The organism is Actinoallomurus acanthiterrae (assembly GCF_054775715.1).
Map to the genome: position 1 here is coordinate 6,690,084 of NZ_BAAHCO010000001.1, position 15,539 is coordinate 6,705,622.

Consider the following 15,539-nt stretch of genomic DNA (forward strand, 5'->3'; position numbering starts at 1 on the left):
CGTTCAGCGGGACAGCACCGTGCACGCGCTGACGCCCGGAGCGCCGTACACGTGCGTGAAACCGACCCTGGGCTCGCCGGGGACCTGGCGCTCGCCGGCCCGTCCGCGCAGCTGCTGGACGACCTCGTAGACCTGACGCAGGCCCGAGGCGCCGATGGGTTCGCCGTTGGCGATGCAGCCGCCGTCGGTGTTGACCGGCAGCGCGCCGCCGATCTCCGTGGCGCCGGCGGCGATCAGCCGCTCCTGCTCGCCGTCCTCACAGAAACCGCACTCGGCCAGGTGCATGACCTCGGCTCCGCTCTCGGTGTCCTGGAGCTGACAGACGTCGACGTCGCCGGGGCCGATCCCCGCCTGCTCGAACGCGGCGGCCGAGGCGTCACGGCTGACGCTGGTCGGCTCGCCGACGGGGAGCCACGGGCTGAATACCTCGAACGAGCCGAAGCGCCGCGTCCGTACGACGGCCGAGCGCAGGGTGACCGGAGGGCCGTCCAGCGTGCGGGCGACCTCGGGCGAGCACAGCACGAGCGCGGCCGCACCGGCGCCAGGGGAGCAGAACATGTAGCGGGTCAGCGGATCGCTGACCATCCCCGAGTCGAGGATCTCCGCGGCCGGCAGCGGCTTCCGGCGCCACGCCTCGGGAGTCAGCGCCCCGTTGCGGTACGCCTTCTCGGCGACCAGCGCGAGGGTCCGCGAGGTGATCCCGTGGTCGTGCATGTAGCGGCGGATCTTCATTCCGAAGAACTGAGTGGTCACCATCAGGCCGTCGCTGCCGTACTCCTCCCCCAGCCCCCAGTCCTCGGGCCGCGGGTCGAAGGCGCCGCGCGGGTGCTTGTCGAAGCCGACGGCGAGGACGACGTCCGCCATGCCCGAGCGGATCGCGTTCACGGCGGAGACCAGCGCGCTGCCGCCGGTGGCGCAGCCGTTCTTGACATTGACGAACGCCAGCCCGGTCATGCCGAGCTGCGCCACCAGCGTGTCGGCGAGCCCGGCGCTGTCGCTGCCGCCGAACGCGGCCCGGACCCGCGACCAGGGGATCCCCGCGTCGGTCAGCGCGGCGTTCACCGCGCCGACGGCCAGCTGCCGGCCGCTCGCCTCCATCCGGCCGAAGGGGGTGCGCCCGGCACCGCAGATCACGACATCGCCGCTCATGCCCCCTCCTCACCGGGGATCGCGGGCCGGGCCCGCGGGACGCCGTCGCCGGCGGTCACCGTGAGAGGCATGTCGATCCGGATGTCGTCCAGATCGTCGATCTCCAGTACGGCCGCCACCCGGACGCCCTCCTCCAGCTCGACATAGCCGACCGCGAACGGCTCGAAGCCGCCCGGCGGGACCCGGTAGGGCGGTGACTTCGGGGCGTACCGCTGCACGGTCCAGGTCCAGAGCCTGCCCACGCCGCTCAGGGCCGCCGGTGCGGCCGGCCCGCCGCACCGCGGGCAGGTGCCGTCCGCGGGGTAGGCCGTCACCGAGCAGGCCGAGCAGCGCGAGCCGTGGAGCCCGGCGGCCGGGCTCCGCGGAACCGTCGGCATTCCGGTCAGCGCCCCGTCCACTTGGGCTCGCGCTTCTCCAGGAAGGCCGAGACGCCTTCGTTGGCGTCCTCAGAGTTGAGCGCCACGCCCACGGCGAGGTGCTCCATCACCATCAGCGACTGGGTGTCGGCGTCCAGGCTCCGGTCGATCGTCATCTTGGTGAGCCACATGGTGAAGGGGCTCTTGTCGATGAGGTCGCCGATGAAGTCCTGGACCGCCTCGTCGAGCTCCTCGCCCGGGACGGACTTGTTGATCAGCCCGAACTCGGCGGCCTCGACACCAGAGAGCAGCTTGCCGGTGAGCATCAGCTCCTTCGTCTTCCGGATACCGATCATGCGCGGCACCCGGTAGATCGGGCCCGCTCCGCCGAACAGCGCGCGCCGGATGTGGAAGTCGCCGATCTGGGCGTCGTCCGCCGCGATGGCGAAGTCGCAGGAGATCATGATCTCGAAGCCGCCGGCGGTGACGTGGCCCTCCAGGACCGCGACCGACGGGGTCTTCATCGAGTACAGGCGGTCGCATACCTTGGCCGACTTCACGGCGACGTCGATGGCGTTCGACCTGCCGACGTAGTCCGCCTTCAGGCTGTCGAGGTCGAAGCCCGAGCAGAAGGTGCCGCCGCGGCCGCGGACGACCAGGACGCGCAGTTCGGGGTCCTCGTCGACCTCCGTGATGATCTCGTCGAGCCGGTCCAGGATGGGAACGGTGACGCAGTTCTTCTTCCAGGGGCGGTTGAGCCAGACACGTGCGACATGGCCGTCACGCTCGAACTGGATCTCGTCTTCAACTGCCATGACCCCGACCTCCGAGTCCAACTTGAACTGAATTCACTACGAGTGTGGTCATCGACCGACGGCCTGTCAACCCCACTCACGATCGATCAATTACCTTCGCCTGAAGTGCTTGTCGCCGGTCCGGCGGTGCGGCGGAACCCGGTTCCGAAAGAGTCATCGCCCCGTAAAATCGAAGTTACTTCACCACATGAAGACGCACAGGAGTCCCGGGACCGGGGGTCCTTCGACGAGACCGATCGTCATACCGGCCTTGCGATGACGGCCTCCGCGGCCGCGCGCCCCTCGGCGACGGCGTGGGCGATGCGACGTGGCACGACGCAGTCGCCGATCGCGCGGACGGTCAGGTGGGCGCTCTGGATGAGGTCGAGGTGATGCGGGCGACGTTCCCCGACCGTGACCAGAAGGTCGGCGGGCACGTGCGTCTCGTGACCGTCCAGGACATGCCGCAGGCGCACGCCACCGGCAGTCGTCGACACCACCGCGTTCATCGCCACGACCCGCAGGGGGAACCCGGTGAGACGCCGCATCAGCTGGGTCCGGTTCTCCGGTGACAGACCCGTCGCGAAGCCGGTGCCGGGAGTGATGAAGACCACCTCTTCAGCACCGGCCGCCAGCGCGCCCTCGACGACGCCGATGCCCTGCCACCAGCCGAATCCGTCATCGAGGAGGGCGACCCTGGGAGCTTCCGGCACGACGTCCGCGTACCGGCGCAGGAACTGAGTGCTGGTGAGCGTCGGGAGCCCGCCCGCGACCGGGACGGCGGCCTCCTCCGCACCGGTGGCGAGCACGATCTGGTGATACGCCGCCAAGTCGTCCGCGCTCGGCCGGCTCCCGAGCAGCACGCGCGCGCCGAGGTGGGTGAGCCGGTCGTACTGGTGGTCCACGAACCTCTGCCAGCCGGGACGGTTCGGAGCCAGGGAGGCGATGCGTGCCTGGCCCCCGGCTCGCCGAGCGCTGTCGAAGACGGTCACCTCGATGCCGGCGCCGGCGAGCGTCATCGCGCACTCCATGCCCGCGGGTCCCGCTCCCACGACCGCGACGGGACCGCCGGCGGAGCCCCGCCGCGTGAGCAGCAGCGGAACGGCCGGGCGCGCGCGGTGACCGGGCGGGCCGAGGTCGGGGTTGACCGCGCACGACCCGGTGGGTTCGAACGTGCGGCAGCCCTCGTTGCAGCCCGTACACGGGCGCACGGACCGCTCGTCGCCCGCGATCACCTTGCGGGCGAAGTCGGGGTCCGCGATGAACGGCCGCGTCATGCCGACCAGATCGGCCCCCGAGACCAGCGCCCGCTCGATATCGGTCACCGACCGGAAACCCTGGCCGATCACGAGCGGCGGTGCGACCGCCGCGCGGAGCCGGGCCACCGACTCCAGCAGGGGCGGGCGCGTGGTCGCCATGCCGGGAACGTAGGTGTTGCGAACACCGGTGGTGACGTTGACGTACGCGACGGGCGATGCGGCGCACAGGCGCGGGAGCAGTTCCAGCAGGTCGTCCAGGCCGAGACCGGAGTCCTCGCCGGGCTCGACCGACACGCGTACGCCGATGGGCGCCTCCCCCACTTCGGCGTGGATCGCGTCGATCACCCGCACGAGCAGGGCGAGGCGGTCGCCGTACTCGTCGTCGCGGATGTTGACGGCCCCGGAGAGGAACTGGGCGAGCAGGTAGCCGTGGGCCGCGTGCAGCTCCACCCCGTGGAAACCGGCCCGCACGCTGTTGGCCGCGGAGACGCGGAAGGCCTCGACGACACCGCGCGTCTCCTCCTCGGTCAGCGCGCGCGGGGCGCTCGCCTCGCGGGGCGAGCGAACGGCCGCGGCCGAGACCGGCGCGTAATAGGTGGCGGCGCCGAGGGTCTCCCGGCCGAGGTGGACGAGCTGCGCGATGGCCACGGCGCCCGCATCGGTGATCGCCAGGGCGCGCCGGCGCACCGCGCCCTCGATCTCGGGACGCCAGGCCTCGGTCAGGTAGCGCCGCGGCAACGTCGACTCGGGGGCCACGACCGTGCCCCCGGTGATCACCATGCCGGCGCCTCCGCGGGCCAGGCGGCGCCAGTACGCGGCGTCGTCCTCAGTGGGGGCTCCATCGATCACGGCCGCGGTGGCGTGGGCGGTGACGACGAGGCGGTTGCGCAAGGGAAGGCCCGCGAGGGTGAACGGCGCGGACAGGGCGATGCGTTCCGGCACGACGGATCCTCCATCTCCTCTCACGCGGCCGGCCGCGGGGCGAGGCCGACCAGTTCGGCGAGGCGCGTACGGTTCTGATCCGCCGTGCCGAACAGCACTTCGTCGCTGCGCGCCCGGCGCACGTACAGATGCGCCGGGTGCTCCCAGGTGAAGCCGATGCCGCCGTGGAGTTGGACGTACTCGGCCGTCGCCAGGCGGAAGGTCTCGGAGCAGACCGCGGCGGCGGCGCTCGCGGCCACCGGGAGCTGCGGCGACGCGGCGGCCACACAGGCGGTCGCGTACGCGGACGCCGAACGTGCCGCCTCGATCGCTACGAGCCAATCGGCCATCCGATGCTTGAGCGCCTGGAAGGAACCGATCGGACGCCCGAACTGGTGACGCTGCGCGGCGAACTCGACCGTGGCGTCCAGCGCGTGCCCGCTGCCGCCGAGCTGCTCGGCCGCCAGCGCCGCCCGTCCGACGTCGAGGGTCGCCGTGACCGTCTGCTCGGCGTGATCCTCCGCGCCGACGGCGGTGGCCGGGGCCCCCCGGAACTCGACCAGCGCCTGGCGGCGCGTCTCGTCCAGGACCCGGCGCGGAGTCCGTACGCAGGTGCCGGAGGCCGGCTCGCAGGCGAACAGCCGGGGTCCGCCCGGCGTCCGGGAACGCACCAGGATCAGGTCCGCGCCGGCCCCGTCGAGCACGAAGTCCGCCCGGCCGCGCAGCGTCCAGCCCGAACCGTCCCGCTGAGCCTCCACGACGGGCGCGTCGGCGTCGAATCCGGCCACGGTCGCGGTGAGCGTTCCGTCCGCGATGCGCGGCAGGTAGCGCTCGCACGCGTCCCGGTCGCCGCCGTACAGGAGGGCATGGGCGGCGAGGACGACCGTGGACAGCAGCGGCGCGCAGTACAGCGCACGTCCGGACTGCTCCAGGGCCACCGCCAGTTCGGCGAAGCCGAACCCGGCCCCGCCGTACTCCTCGGGAATGGCGAGCCCGTGCACGCCGATCTCGCCGGCGAGCCGGGTCCAGAGCGCCTCGTCGTGACCGCGCGGAGTGGCCAGATGCCTACGGACGTCCTCGGGCCCGCTGGTCTCGGCGTAGAAGCCCCGCAGGATGGCGCGCAACTGCCGCTGTTCCTCGGTCTCGGACAGCGACTGGGGATCGATCTCGGGGTGGCGATGGTTCATGAGGGTCTCCGTCGTGCGGGACGAGTAAAATAGAACTGAACTCGATTCGTTACTTTAGGCAGACGACGCCGACCGGACAACAGGTGCAGACACCCTGGGCCTCGAGTCCTGAATCGATTTCATCTCTGTTATCGTGGCGGCCACGGGGTCGGCGGGACTTGGGGTGGGTGACGATGAGAGCGCTGCGGCTGACGGCCTGGGAAGAGCCTCCGACACTGACCGAGGTCGAGCGGCCCGTGCCGCACGGCGCCGAGGTCCTGGTCCGAGTGGAGGCCGCCGGGCTCTGCCGCTCCGACCTGCACGTCCTCGAGGCGCCCGCGGGTGCTCTCCCCTATCGGCCGCCGTTCACCCTCGGCCATGAGGTCGCCGGACGGGTGGCATCGCTCGGACCCGACGCCGAGGGGGTGGCGGTCGGTGAACGCGTCGTGCTGTACGGCCCGTGGGGTTGCGGCCGCTGCGATCGTTGCGCGGCCGGCCGGGACAACTACTGCGACCGGCGCGACGCCCTCTCCTGGCACGGGCTCGGCCTGGGCCGCGACGGCGGAATGGCCGGCCATGTGCTGGCGCCGTCCGCCCGCTACCTGGTCTCGATCGGCGACCTGCCGGCGGAGCAGGCCGCGCCGCTGTCCGACGCGGCGCTGACCTCCTACCACGCCGTGGCCGGGCTGCGGCACCTGCTCGGGGAGGGCACCACCGTTCTCGTCATCGGCGTCGGCGGCCTCGGCCATCTGGCGGTGCAACTCCTCGCCGCGATCACTCCCTGCCGCATCCTGGCCGTCGACGTCCGCGAGGAGGCCCTGGCCCTCGCGCACCACTCCGGCGCGCACTACGTCACCCTGCTGCGGGCGGACACCGATCGCGTACTGAGGGCGGAGAGCGGCGGTACAGGGGTGGACGCCGTGCTCGACTTCGTCGGCGGCCCGGAGTCGATCGAGCTGGCGGCCGGCCTGCTGCGCGCCGGGGGCGAACTCGCGGTGGTCGGCAGCGGCGGTGGGCACCTGACCGTCCGCAAGCCGGGCGTCCTGCCGCCGGGCTTCAGGCTCTCGCTGCCGTACTGGGGAACCCGCCCCGAACTCGCCGAGGTCGTCGCGCTCGCGCGCTCGGGCGCGATCCGGGTCGAGACGGAGCGGCTCCCGCTGTCCGCCGCGCCGGAGGCACTGCACCGGCTCCGTGAGGGCCAGGTGCGGGGGCGGGTCGTGCTCGTTCCCGACTGATCCGCCGCGCGCCGTCGTTCGCACGTTCGCCACCGCCCGGCACGGTCTGGCGCCTTGATCACCGCGTACAGGAGGGATTCTCGGGATGCGCTTCGACGGAAGAATCGCCATCGTCACAGGCGGGGCCCGCGGCATGGGCGCCTCACATGCGCGCGCGTTGGCCGCGGAGGGCGCTCGGGTCGTCATCTGCGATCTGCTGGACGACGAGGGAGCGGCACTGGCCGAGGAACTCCCCGCCGCCCGGTACCACCACCTCGACGTCACGGACGAGCAGTCGTGGTCGTCCGTGGTCCGCGAGACGGAGGAGGCCTTCGGCGCCGTGGACGTCCTGATAAACAACGCCGGGATCGTCCATTTCGGCGGTGTGGAGGCGCTGTCGCCCGCGTACTTCCGCCAGATGATCGAGGTCAACCTGGTGGGCGCCTTCATCGGGATGCACACCGTCCTCCCCGGCATGCGCGCCCGCGGCCGCGGTTCCGTCGTCAACATCTCCTCGGCGGCCGGTCTCACGGGGTTCGCCGGCGGGGTCGGTTATGTGGCGAGCAAGTGGGGCGTGCGGGGCATGACCAAGGCCGCCGCGCTGGACATGGCGGGCACCGGGGTGCGCGTCAACTCCGTGCACCCGGGCGTGATCCGGACTCCGATGGGCGACAGCGCCTCCCCCGAGCTGTTCGCGCGTCAGCCGATACCGCGGATCGGTGAGCCCGAGGAGGTCACCCGCATGGTGCTCTTCCTCGCCAGTGACGACGCCTCCTACACCACGGGCGGCGAGTTCCTCATCGACGGCGGCCAGACCATCGGCATCGGCGGCCACGCCGATCCTTCGCCGCACGACGTCTGACCGGAACGCCGATGACCGCCGGCCCCCAAGGGCGGCGGTCATCGGGTCGCGGGCGGATCTACACGTCTTCGCGGACGGTCATGAGGGCGGCGATACCCAGCGCGCAGACCAGCATGACGAAGAACGCCGGAGAGATCGGGTTCCCGGTCCGGTGGACCAGGTAGGTCGCGATGTAGGGGGCCGTTCCGCCCGCGAGGACCGTGCCGACGTTGTATCCGATCGCCATGCCGGTGTACCGGACCCGGCGCTCGAACAGGCGCGGCCACAGGCTGGCCGCCGGGACCTGGACGATCGCGCTGCTCAGCATGAACAACAGGTACGCCGCGGCGGCCAGCGTGAAGCTGTGCCGCCCCATCAGGGCCATCGCCGGATAGGCGGTCACCAGGAAGCCGAGCAGCCCGACCAGCAGGACGCGCCGGCAGCCGAACCGGGCGGTGAGCAGGCCCACCGGCACCATGAGCAGCACGGTGACGAGCACGACACCCGCACTGAGCCAGAAAACGTGGGTCGGGTCGTACTTCAAATCGGCGGTCAGGTGGATGCCGATGTACGTCAGCCCGAGGAAGACGGCCCCGCCCTGGGCCATGGCCAGGCCCATGGACTGCAGGAGCGCCTTGCGGTGGGTCGACAGCGCCTCGCGGATCGGCGCCGTGGGGATGTCGTCGTGCCGGGCGGCCTCCGCGAACTCGGGGGTGTCCTCGATCCGCAGCCTGGCCCACAGACAGATCAGGGTGAGCGGCACGGCCATCAGGAAGGGCAGCCGCCAACCCCAGTCGGCCATCTGGGACTTGGTGGTGAGCGCGGAGACCACCCCGGCCGTGGCCGCGGCGAACGCGAACCCGAGATTGGACCCGATGGGCGTGAACGCGCCGAGGAACGCGCGGCGCCGGGGCGGCGCCGACTCGTAGACGTAGGTGTACGCGCCGACGGACTCGCCGCCGGAGGAGATCCCCTGCACCATCCGGACGAGGAAGAGCAGCACGGCCGCCGTCACCCCGATCTGGTGAAAGGTCGGCAACAGCGCCGTGACGCTGCTGGCGATCCCCATGGCCAGCACCGAGGCGACCAGCGCCTTCCGGCGGCCCCACCGGTCGCCGAGCCGCCCGAAGAAGACGCCGCCGATCGGCCGCACCACGAGCCCGGTCGCGAACACGGCGAGTGCCGCGAGCGTCGAGGCGGTCGGGTCGCTGCTCGGGAAGAACTGCGGAGCGAACGCCACGGCGAGGTAGCCGTAGACGCTGAAGTCGTAGTACTCGATCAGGGTGCCGATGCTTCCGGCGAGAATCGCGCGACGCACTGAACGCGGATCGTGGAGCGTTGGCCCGGGCCCTGGGACGGCCGAACTCTGAGTGGCACTCATGATCCGACTCTCCTTCCTTCGGCGTGGTCACCTACCTGCCGACGTGAAGGAGAGCGTATAGAACTGAACTCAATCCAGCTAGCCTCTAATCGATCGAGCTTGGATCGCCGCCGGAAATCCAGCGATCGACCGTCGAACTCACCTGCCGATCGCGGCAGCACGCTGCGGATATAGGGGCATGCGGGCGCGAGGGACCACATCCACCGGGCAGGCGGGTTCACCGGCCCACGAGGCAGCGATAACCGAATCAATTTCATTTCGGGAGAGTGGCCGAACGGCCGCCGCCCCGAACGCGGCATGGCCCCGGGGCGGCCGAATGCACCCCGGGGCTGCTCCCCGTATTGCTGTTCCTGGGCGAGCGAATGCTCGCGCCGACGGTTACTTCAGGAGTTGGCGGGCCATGACGACGCGCTGGATCTGGTTGGTGCCCTCGTAGATCTGGGTGATCTTGGCGTCGCGCATCATGCGCTCGACCGGGTAGTCCTTGACGTAGCCGTAGCCGCCGAGCAGTTGCACCGCGTCGGTGGTGATCTCCATCGCGGCGTCGGAGGCGTAGCACTTGGCCGCGGAGGAGATGAAGGTCAGGTCGGGGATCTTCGCGCCCTCCATCGCCCGCTCGGACTTGGCGGCGGCGGCGTAGGTGAGCTGGCGGGCCGCCTCCAGCTTCATGGCCATGTCCGCGAGCATGAACTGCACACCCTGGAAGTCGCCGATGGGCTTGCCGAACTGCTTGCGTTCCTTGACGTAGCCGATCGCGTAGTCCAGCGCGCCCTGGGCGATGCCGAGGGCCTGGGCCGCGATGGTGACGCGGGTGTGGTCGAGGGTGGCGAGGGCGGTCTTGAAACCCGTGCCCTCCTCGCCGATGATGCGGTCCGCCGGGATCCGTACGTCCTCGAGGATGACCTCGCGCGTGGGGGAGCCCTTGATGCCGAGCTTCTTCTCGGGTGCGCCGAAGCTCACACCCGGGTCGCTCTTGTCGACCACGAACGCCGAGATGCCGCGGGCGCCCTGGGTGGCGTCGGTGACGGCCATCACGGTGTAGTAGTCCGAGACGCCCGCGTTGGTGATCCACCGTTTGGTGCCGTTCAGCACCCAGTGATCGCCGTCACGTACGGCCTTGGTCTTCATCGCCGCCGCGTCGCTGCCCGCCTCCGGCTCCGACAGGGCGTACGAGAACATGGCCTCGCCGCGGGCGACAGGGCTCAGGTACCGTTTTTTCAAGTCCTCGGAACCCGAGAGGAGGATCGGAACGGTGCCGAGCTTGTTGACGGCCGGGATCAACGAGGAAGCGGCGCAGGCTCGGGCGACCTCTTCGATGACGATCACGGTGGCGAGGGCGTCGGCGCCGACTCCTTCGTACGCCTCGGGGACGTGCACGGCGTGCAGGTCGGCCTGTACGAGCGCGTCGTAGACGGCCTGGGGGAACTCCCCGGTCTCGTCGGTCTCCGCGGCCCGTGGGGCGATCTTGTCATCGGCCAGCGAGCGCACCGTCTCCCGCAGCATCTGATGCTCTTCAGAGAGTTCGAAGACGGGGACGTCGGTCATCACTTCTCCTGGTAGTCGTAGAAGCCGCGGGCGCTCTTGCGGCCGAGCAGGCCGGCGTCGACCATGCGGCGCAGCAGGGGCGGGGCGGCGTACAGGGGCTCTTTGAACTCCTCGTACAGCGACTCGGCGACCGAGACGAGGGTGTCCAGGCCGATCAGGTCGCACAGGCGCAGCGGGCCCATCGGATGCGCGCAGCCGAGTGTCATGCCGGTGTCGATGTCCTCGGCGGTGGCGTGGCCCGCCTCGAGCATGCGAACGGCCGACAGCAGGTACGGAACGAGCAGGGCGTTGACCACGAACCCGGACCGGTCGGGCGCGGTGATCGCGGTCTTGCCGAGCACCTCGGTGGCGAAGCCGCGGGCGCGCTCGAGCACGGCCTCGGCCGTGAGCACCGAGGGGATCACCTCGACGAGCCGCTGTACGGGCACCGGGTTGAAGAAGTGCAGCCCGACCACCTGGGCGGGCCGGGTGGTGGCACGGGCGACCTGGACGATGGGGATCGACGAGGTGTTGGTCGCCAGGATCGCGTCGGGTCGTTTGACGACGGCGTCGAGTTCGGTGAACAGCGCGGCCTTGACCTGGGGATTCTCCGTCGCCGCCTCGATGACCAGGTCGCGGTCGGCCAAAGCGTCCAGCCCGGTGGTGAAGCTCAGCCGGGCCAGCGCGGCGTCCCGATCGTCCCCGCCCAGCTTGCCGGCGTCGACGGCTCGCCGCATCGACTTCTCGATGCGGGCGCGCCCGGCCTCGGCCGCGGACTCGTCGATCTCCCGGACGATGACGTCCAGCCCGGAACGGGCGCAGACCTCGGCGATGCCGGACCCCATCAGGCCGCAGCCGATGACGCCGACACGCGTGATGTCACTCATGAATCTCCCCTGTCAGACGCTGCGGCGGTACTGGCCGCCGACCTCGAAGAAGGCGTCGGTGATCTGCTGGAGGCTGCACACGCGTGCGGCGTCCATCAGCGCGGCGAACACGTTGTCGCCGTTCCTGGCGGAGTCCTTCAGGGCGACGAGCGCGGCGTGCGCCTCCTCGCGGTGGCGGTTCTGGAAGTCGCCGACCCGCTCGAGCTGGGACCGCTTCTCGGCCTCCGTCGCGCGGGCCAGTTCGACCGGCCCGGCCGTGGCCGTCTCACCGTGGGGGTTCCGGAAGGTGTTGACGCCGATGATGGGCAGGGTCCCGTCGTGCTTGCGCCGCTCGTACAGCATCGACTCGTCCTGGATCCGGCCGCGCTGGTAGCCGGTCTCCATCGCCCCCAGCACTCCCCCGCGCTCGCTGATCCGGTCGAACTCGGTCAGCACCGCCTCCTCGACCAGGTCGGTGAGCTCATCGATGATGAAGGAGCCCTGCAGCGGGTTCTCGTTCATCGCCAGGCCCCACTCACGGTTGATGATGAGCTGGATGGCCAGGGCCCGGCGCACCGACTCCTCGGTGGGCGTGGTGACGGCCTCGTCGTAGGCGTTGGTGTGCAGGCTGTTGCAGTTGTCGTAGATCGCGATGAGGGCCTGCAAGCTGGTACGGATGTCGTTGAAGTCCATCTCCTGCGCGTGCAGCGACCGGCCCGAGGTCTGAACGTGGTACTTCAGCTTCTGCGACCGTTCGTTCGCGCCGTAGCGGTCCCGCATCACGACCGCCCAGATCCGCCGGGCCACCCGGCCCAGGACGCTGTACTCCGGGTCCATCCCGTTGGAGAAGAAGAACGACAGGTTCGGCGCGAAGTCGTCGACGTCCATGCCGCGGGCCAGATACGCCTCCACGTAGGTGAACCCGTTGGCGAGGGTGAAGGCGAGCTGGCTGATGGGGTTCGCGCCGGCCTCGGCGATGTGGTACCCGGAGATGGACACCGAGTAGAAGTTCCGGACCTTGTGGGCGATGAACCATTCCTGGATGTCGGCCATCATCCGCAGGCTGAACTCGGTCGAGAAGATGCAGGTGTTCTGCCCCTGGTCCTCCTTGAGGATGTCGGCCTGCACGGTGCCCCGCACCGTCGCGAGAGTACGGGCCCGGAGGTCGGCCGTCTCCTGCTCGGTCGGCTCGCGGCCCTGTTCGCTCCGGAAGGCGTCCAGTGCCTGGTCGATCGCGGTGTTGAGGAAGAACGCCAGGATCGTCGGAGCCGGTCCATTGATCGTCATCGACACCGAGGTCGTCGGGGCCGCCAGATCGAATCCGTCGTAGAGGGCCTTCATGTCCTCCAGCGTCGCGATCGACACCCCCGAGGTGCCGACCTTGCCGTACACGTCCGGGCTCTGCCCCGGGTCCCGCCCGTACAGGGTGACCGAGTCGAACGCCGTCGACAGCCGGGTCGCCTCGCTGTCGGCCGACAGCAGCTTGAACCGCCGGTTCGTCCGGAAGGCGTCCCCCTCTCCGGCGAACATCCGCGCCGGGTCCTCTCCCTCCCGTTTGAACGGGAACACCCCCGCCGTGAACGGGAACCGCCCAGGCAGGCTCTCCGCGCGCAGGAAACGCAGCAGTTCCCCGTGGTCGGTGTAGCGCGGCAGCGCGACCCGCGGGATGCGGTTGCCGGACAGGGACTCGCGCGTCAGGCGCATGCGCAGTTCCCGGTCCCGGATCCGTACGACCTGCTCCTCTCCGGAGTACGCCTCGACGACGGCCGGCCAGGTCTCGACGAGCTCGGCGTCGGCGGGGGCGACGTCACGGCGCGCTCGCTCGAGGAGTTCGGTCACGGCGGCGGCGGGCTCGCCGGTGAGCTCCGCGGCGACCTCGCTCAGACGCTGTACGCGCCGCACGGCGGCGCACTGGCGGGCGGTCTCGGCGTGGTACGCGCGTACGGCCTCAGCGATATCGGCGAGGTAGCGTACGCGGGCCGGCGGGACGATCTGGGCGGCACCTGTCGAGGTACGGCCCTCCACAGGAGGTAGCACACCAGGCTGCAGGGCGAGGCCGTGCCCGGCGAGCAGGCCGGTCAGATGCCGGTAGAGGGCGGTCACGCCGTCGTCGTTGAACGTGGCGGCGCTGGTCCCGAAGACCGGCATGTCCTCCGGGCGCGCGCCGAAGGCCTCCCGGTTACGGATCAGCTGCCGGGACACGTCGCGCAGGGCGTCGGCGGCACCGCGCCGCTCGAACTTGTTGATCGCCACGACGTCGGCGAAGTCCAGCATGTCGATCTTCTCGAGCTGCGAGGCCGCGCCGAACTCCGGCGTCATCACGTACAGCGACACGTCGACGAACGGGACGATCGCCGCGTCCCCCTGCCCGATCCCCGGCGTCTCCAGGATCACCAGGTCGTATCCGGCGGCCTTGCAGGCGCCGATCACCGCTTCGATGTTCTCCGGCAGCTCGCGGGCACCGCGTGTGGCCAGCGAACGGAAGAAGACATGGCCGCCGCCGAGGCAGTTCATCCGGATCCGGTCGCCCAGCAGCGCGCCGCCGCCCCGGCGGCGCGTCGGGTCGACCGCCAGCACCGCGACCCGGAGCTTGTCCTGCTGGTCGGTGCGCAGCCGGCGTACCAGCTCGTCGGTGAGAGACGACTTGCCCGAGCCGCCCGTACCGGTGATGCCCAGGACGGGTACGTGGCGGGAGCCGGCGGCGGCCGCCAGCGCCTCCCGGTCCGTCGCCGAAAGCCTGCCGTCCTGAAGGCAGGTGATGGCGCGCGCCAGCGCACGACGCTCCCCGGCCAGGACGGCCTCGACCGGGGACGGGTCGGTGGTCAGGTCCACGTCGCAGTCGCGGATCAGCTCGTTGATCATCCCGGGCAGGCCCAGTCGCTGGCCGTCTTCGGGCGAGAAAATGCGCACCCCGGCGTCCGCCAGCCGGGCGATCTCCTCGGCGACGATGACGCCACCGCCACCGCCGTAGACCCGCACGTGTCCCCGGCCCGCCTGCTTCAGCGCCTGGGCCAGGTACTCGAAGTACTCGACGTGACCGCCCTGGTATGAGCTGACCGCCACGCCCGCCGCGTCCTCATCCACGACGGCGTCGACGACCTCCTGCACCGACCGGTTGTGCCCCAGGTGGATCACCTCGGCACCCTGCGACTGCAGGATGCGCCGCATGATGTTGATCGCGGCGTCGTGGCCGTCGAACAACGCCGCCGCCGTCACGAACCGCACCGGATGCACCGGCCGATGCAGATCCTCGTTGGTGGATCCGGCCACTATGCCCTCCCCGACAGTCGGATGCCGCAGCGCCGGACACCCGAGCATGCGGTCCAGTTACTTGGACGTCAAATATTTTGAAGTCAAAGTATGTCGTCGCCTGGAATCGGTCAAGGTGCCGGGCGCGAACCGGCCGGCCGTCGCGTCCGGCACCGATCTCCCATACGGTGAGCCGGTGTCCCAGCCATTCGATCCCATCGCGGAAGCCCACCGGCAGTGGACCCGGCGCTGGCCGGAACACGCGGATCACATGGCCGCCGTGACCTCGATCATGCGCGTGCAGCAGCTCCTGCTCAGCCGGATCGAGGAGACCCTCAAGCCGTACGCCCTGACCTTCGCCGCCTACGAGGCGCTGCAACTTCTGGCCCTGGCCCGTACAGGCACCCTGCCGATGGGCAAGATGGGCCAGCGTCTCATGGTCCACCCCGCGTCGGTCACCAACGTGATCAGCCGACTCGAACAGCGTGGGCTCGTCGAACGGCACCCCTCCCCCGACGACCGCCGCGTCGTGCTGGCCAAGGTCACCGAGGAAGGGCGTGCGATGGCACGCGAGGCGACGGCCGCACTGAACGAGTCCGCCTTCGGCCTGCCCGGCCTGACGCAGGGAGAAGCCGCCGAGATCACCGAACGCCTCGTGGCCCTGCGCGTCGCGGCCGGTGACCTCGCCCCGGACGCGGAGCGATCGCCCTGAGCGGAGATGACGTGACGGGCGGTTCCGCCGGTCGGCCGCGGCTCAGAGCAAATCCGTCGACGAGCCCGCAGGTGCGGGTGGCCCCTACGCGGCCGGGCACCGCCGCC

At 70.6% G+C, this 15,539-nt stretch carries 12 protein-coding genes; 3 read left to right on the plus strand and 9 right to left on the minus strand.

The features are described from left to right. Nucleotides 1-3: 3 nt before the first annotated feature. From ACYVF7_RS31465 to ACYVF7_RS31485, 5 genes are all read right to left on the minus strand, one after another. Nucleotides 4-1,149 carry a thiolase family protein gene (locus ACYVF7_RS31465; RefSeq protein ID WP_460347884.1) on the minus strand — a complete coding sequence of 382 codons (1,146 nt, stop codon included), beginning with the start codon at nt 1,147-1,149 and terminating at the stop codon, nt 4-6. Next, nucleotides 1,146-1,526: a Zn-ribbon domain-containing OB-fold protein gene (locus ACYVF7_RS31470; protein WP_460347886.1), complete on the minus strand. Its 381-nt coding sequence runs from the start codon at nt 1,524-1,526 to the stop codon at nt 1,146-1,148. The genes ACYVF7_RS31465 and ACYVF7_RS31470 overlap by 4 nt, the downstream gene beginning before the upstream one ends. A 5-nt stretch (nt 1,527-1,531) precedes the next feature. Beyond that, a complete protein-coding gene (locus ACYVF7_RS31475; RefSeq protein ID WP_460347888.1) occupies nt 1,532-2,320 on the minus strand; it encodes an enoyl-CoA hydratase/isomerase family protein in 789 nt (262 codons plus the stop codon). A gap of 239 nt (nt 2,321-2,559) precedes the next feature. Then, a complete protein-coding gene (locus tag ACYVF7_RS31480) occupies nt 2,560-4,500 on the minus strand; it encodes an oxidoreductase (RefSeq protein WP_460347890.1) in 1,941 nt (646 codons plus the stop codon). A 20-nt stretch (nt 4,501-4,520) separates the two neighbouring features. After that, on the minus strand, nt 4,521-5,666 hold the full coding sequence (locus ACYVF7_RS31485) for an acyl-CoA dehydrogenase family protein (RefSeq protein ID WP_460347892.1): 1,146 nt from the start codon (nt 5,664-5,666) through the stop codon (nt 4,521-4,523). A gap of 173 nt (nt 5,667-5,839) precedes the next feature. Between ACYVF7_RS31485 and ACYVF7_RS31490 the strand changes: the two genes are divergently transcribed. Together ACYVF7_RS31490 and ACYVF7_RS31495 are read left to right on the plus strand one after the other, a co-directional pair. Then, the gene (locus ACYVF7_RS31490; RefSeq protein WP_460347894.1) at nt 5,840-6,880 is read left to right on the plus strand and encodes an NAD(P)-dependent alcohol dehydrogenase; all 1,041 of its coding nucleotides are present in this window, start codon (nt 5,840-5,842) and stop codon (nt 6,878-6,880) included. Between the two features lie 85 nt (nt 6,881-6,965). Continuing rightward, on the plus strand, nt 6,966-7,721 hold the full coding sequence (locus ACYVF7_RS31495; RefSeq protein WP_460347896.1) for an SDR family NAD(P)-dependent oxidoreductase: 756 nt from the start codon (nt 6,966-6,968) through the stop codon (nt 7,719-7,721). Nucleotides 7,722-7,779: 58 nt separating this feature from the next. Here ACYVF7_RS31495 and ACYVF7_RS31500 read toward each other — a convergent pair whose 3' ends face one another. From ACYVF7_RS31500 to icmF, 4 genes are all read right to left on the minus strand, one after another. Continuing rightward, nucleotides 7,780-9,018, minus strand: coding sequence for an MFS transporter (locus tag ACYVF7_RS31500; protein WP_460347898.1), 1,239 nt, complete (start codon nt 9,016-9,018; stop codon nt 7,780-7,782). 441 nt (nt 9,019-9,459) lie between these two features. Next, the gene (locus ACYVF7_RS31505; RefSeq protein ID WP_460347900.1) at nt 9,460-10,626 is read right to left on the minus strand and encodes an acyl-CoA dehydrogenase; all 1,167 of its coding nucleotides are present in this window, start codon (nt 10,624-10,626) and stop codon (nt 9,460-9,462) included. After that, entirely contained in the window at nt 10,626-11,492 is an 867-nt protein-coding gene (locus ACYVF7_RS31510) for a 3-hydroxybutyryl-CoA dehydrogenase (protein WP_460347902.1), read from the minus strand. The genes ACYVF7_RS31505 and ACYVF7_RS31510 overlap by 1 nt, the downstream gene beginning before the upstream one ends. A 12-nt stretch (nt 11,493-11,504) precedes the next feature. Next, a complete protein-coding gene (gene icmF, locus ACYVF7_RS31515) occupies nt 11,505-14,741 on the minus strand; it encodes a fused isobutyryl-CoA mutase/GTPase IcmF (protein WP_460347904.1) in 3,237 nt (1,078 codons plus the stop codon). Nucleotides 14,742-14,916: 175 nt separating this feature from the next. Here icmF and ACYVF7_RS31520 point away from each other — a divergent pair, with 175 nt between their 5' ends. Further along, nucleotides 14,917-15,432: a MarR family winged helix-turn-helix transcriptional regulator gene (locus ACYVF7_RS31520; protein WP_460347906.1), complete on the plus strand. Its 516-nt coding sequence runs from the start codon at nt 14,917-14,919 to the stop codon at nt 15,430-15,432. Nucleotides 15,433-15,539 lie beyond the last annotated feature (107 nt).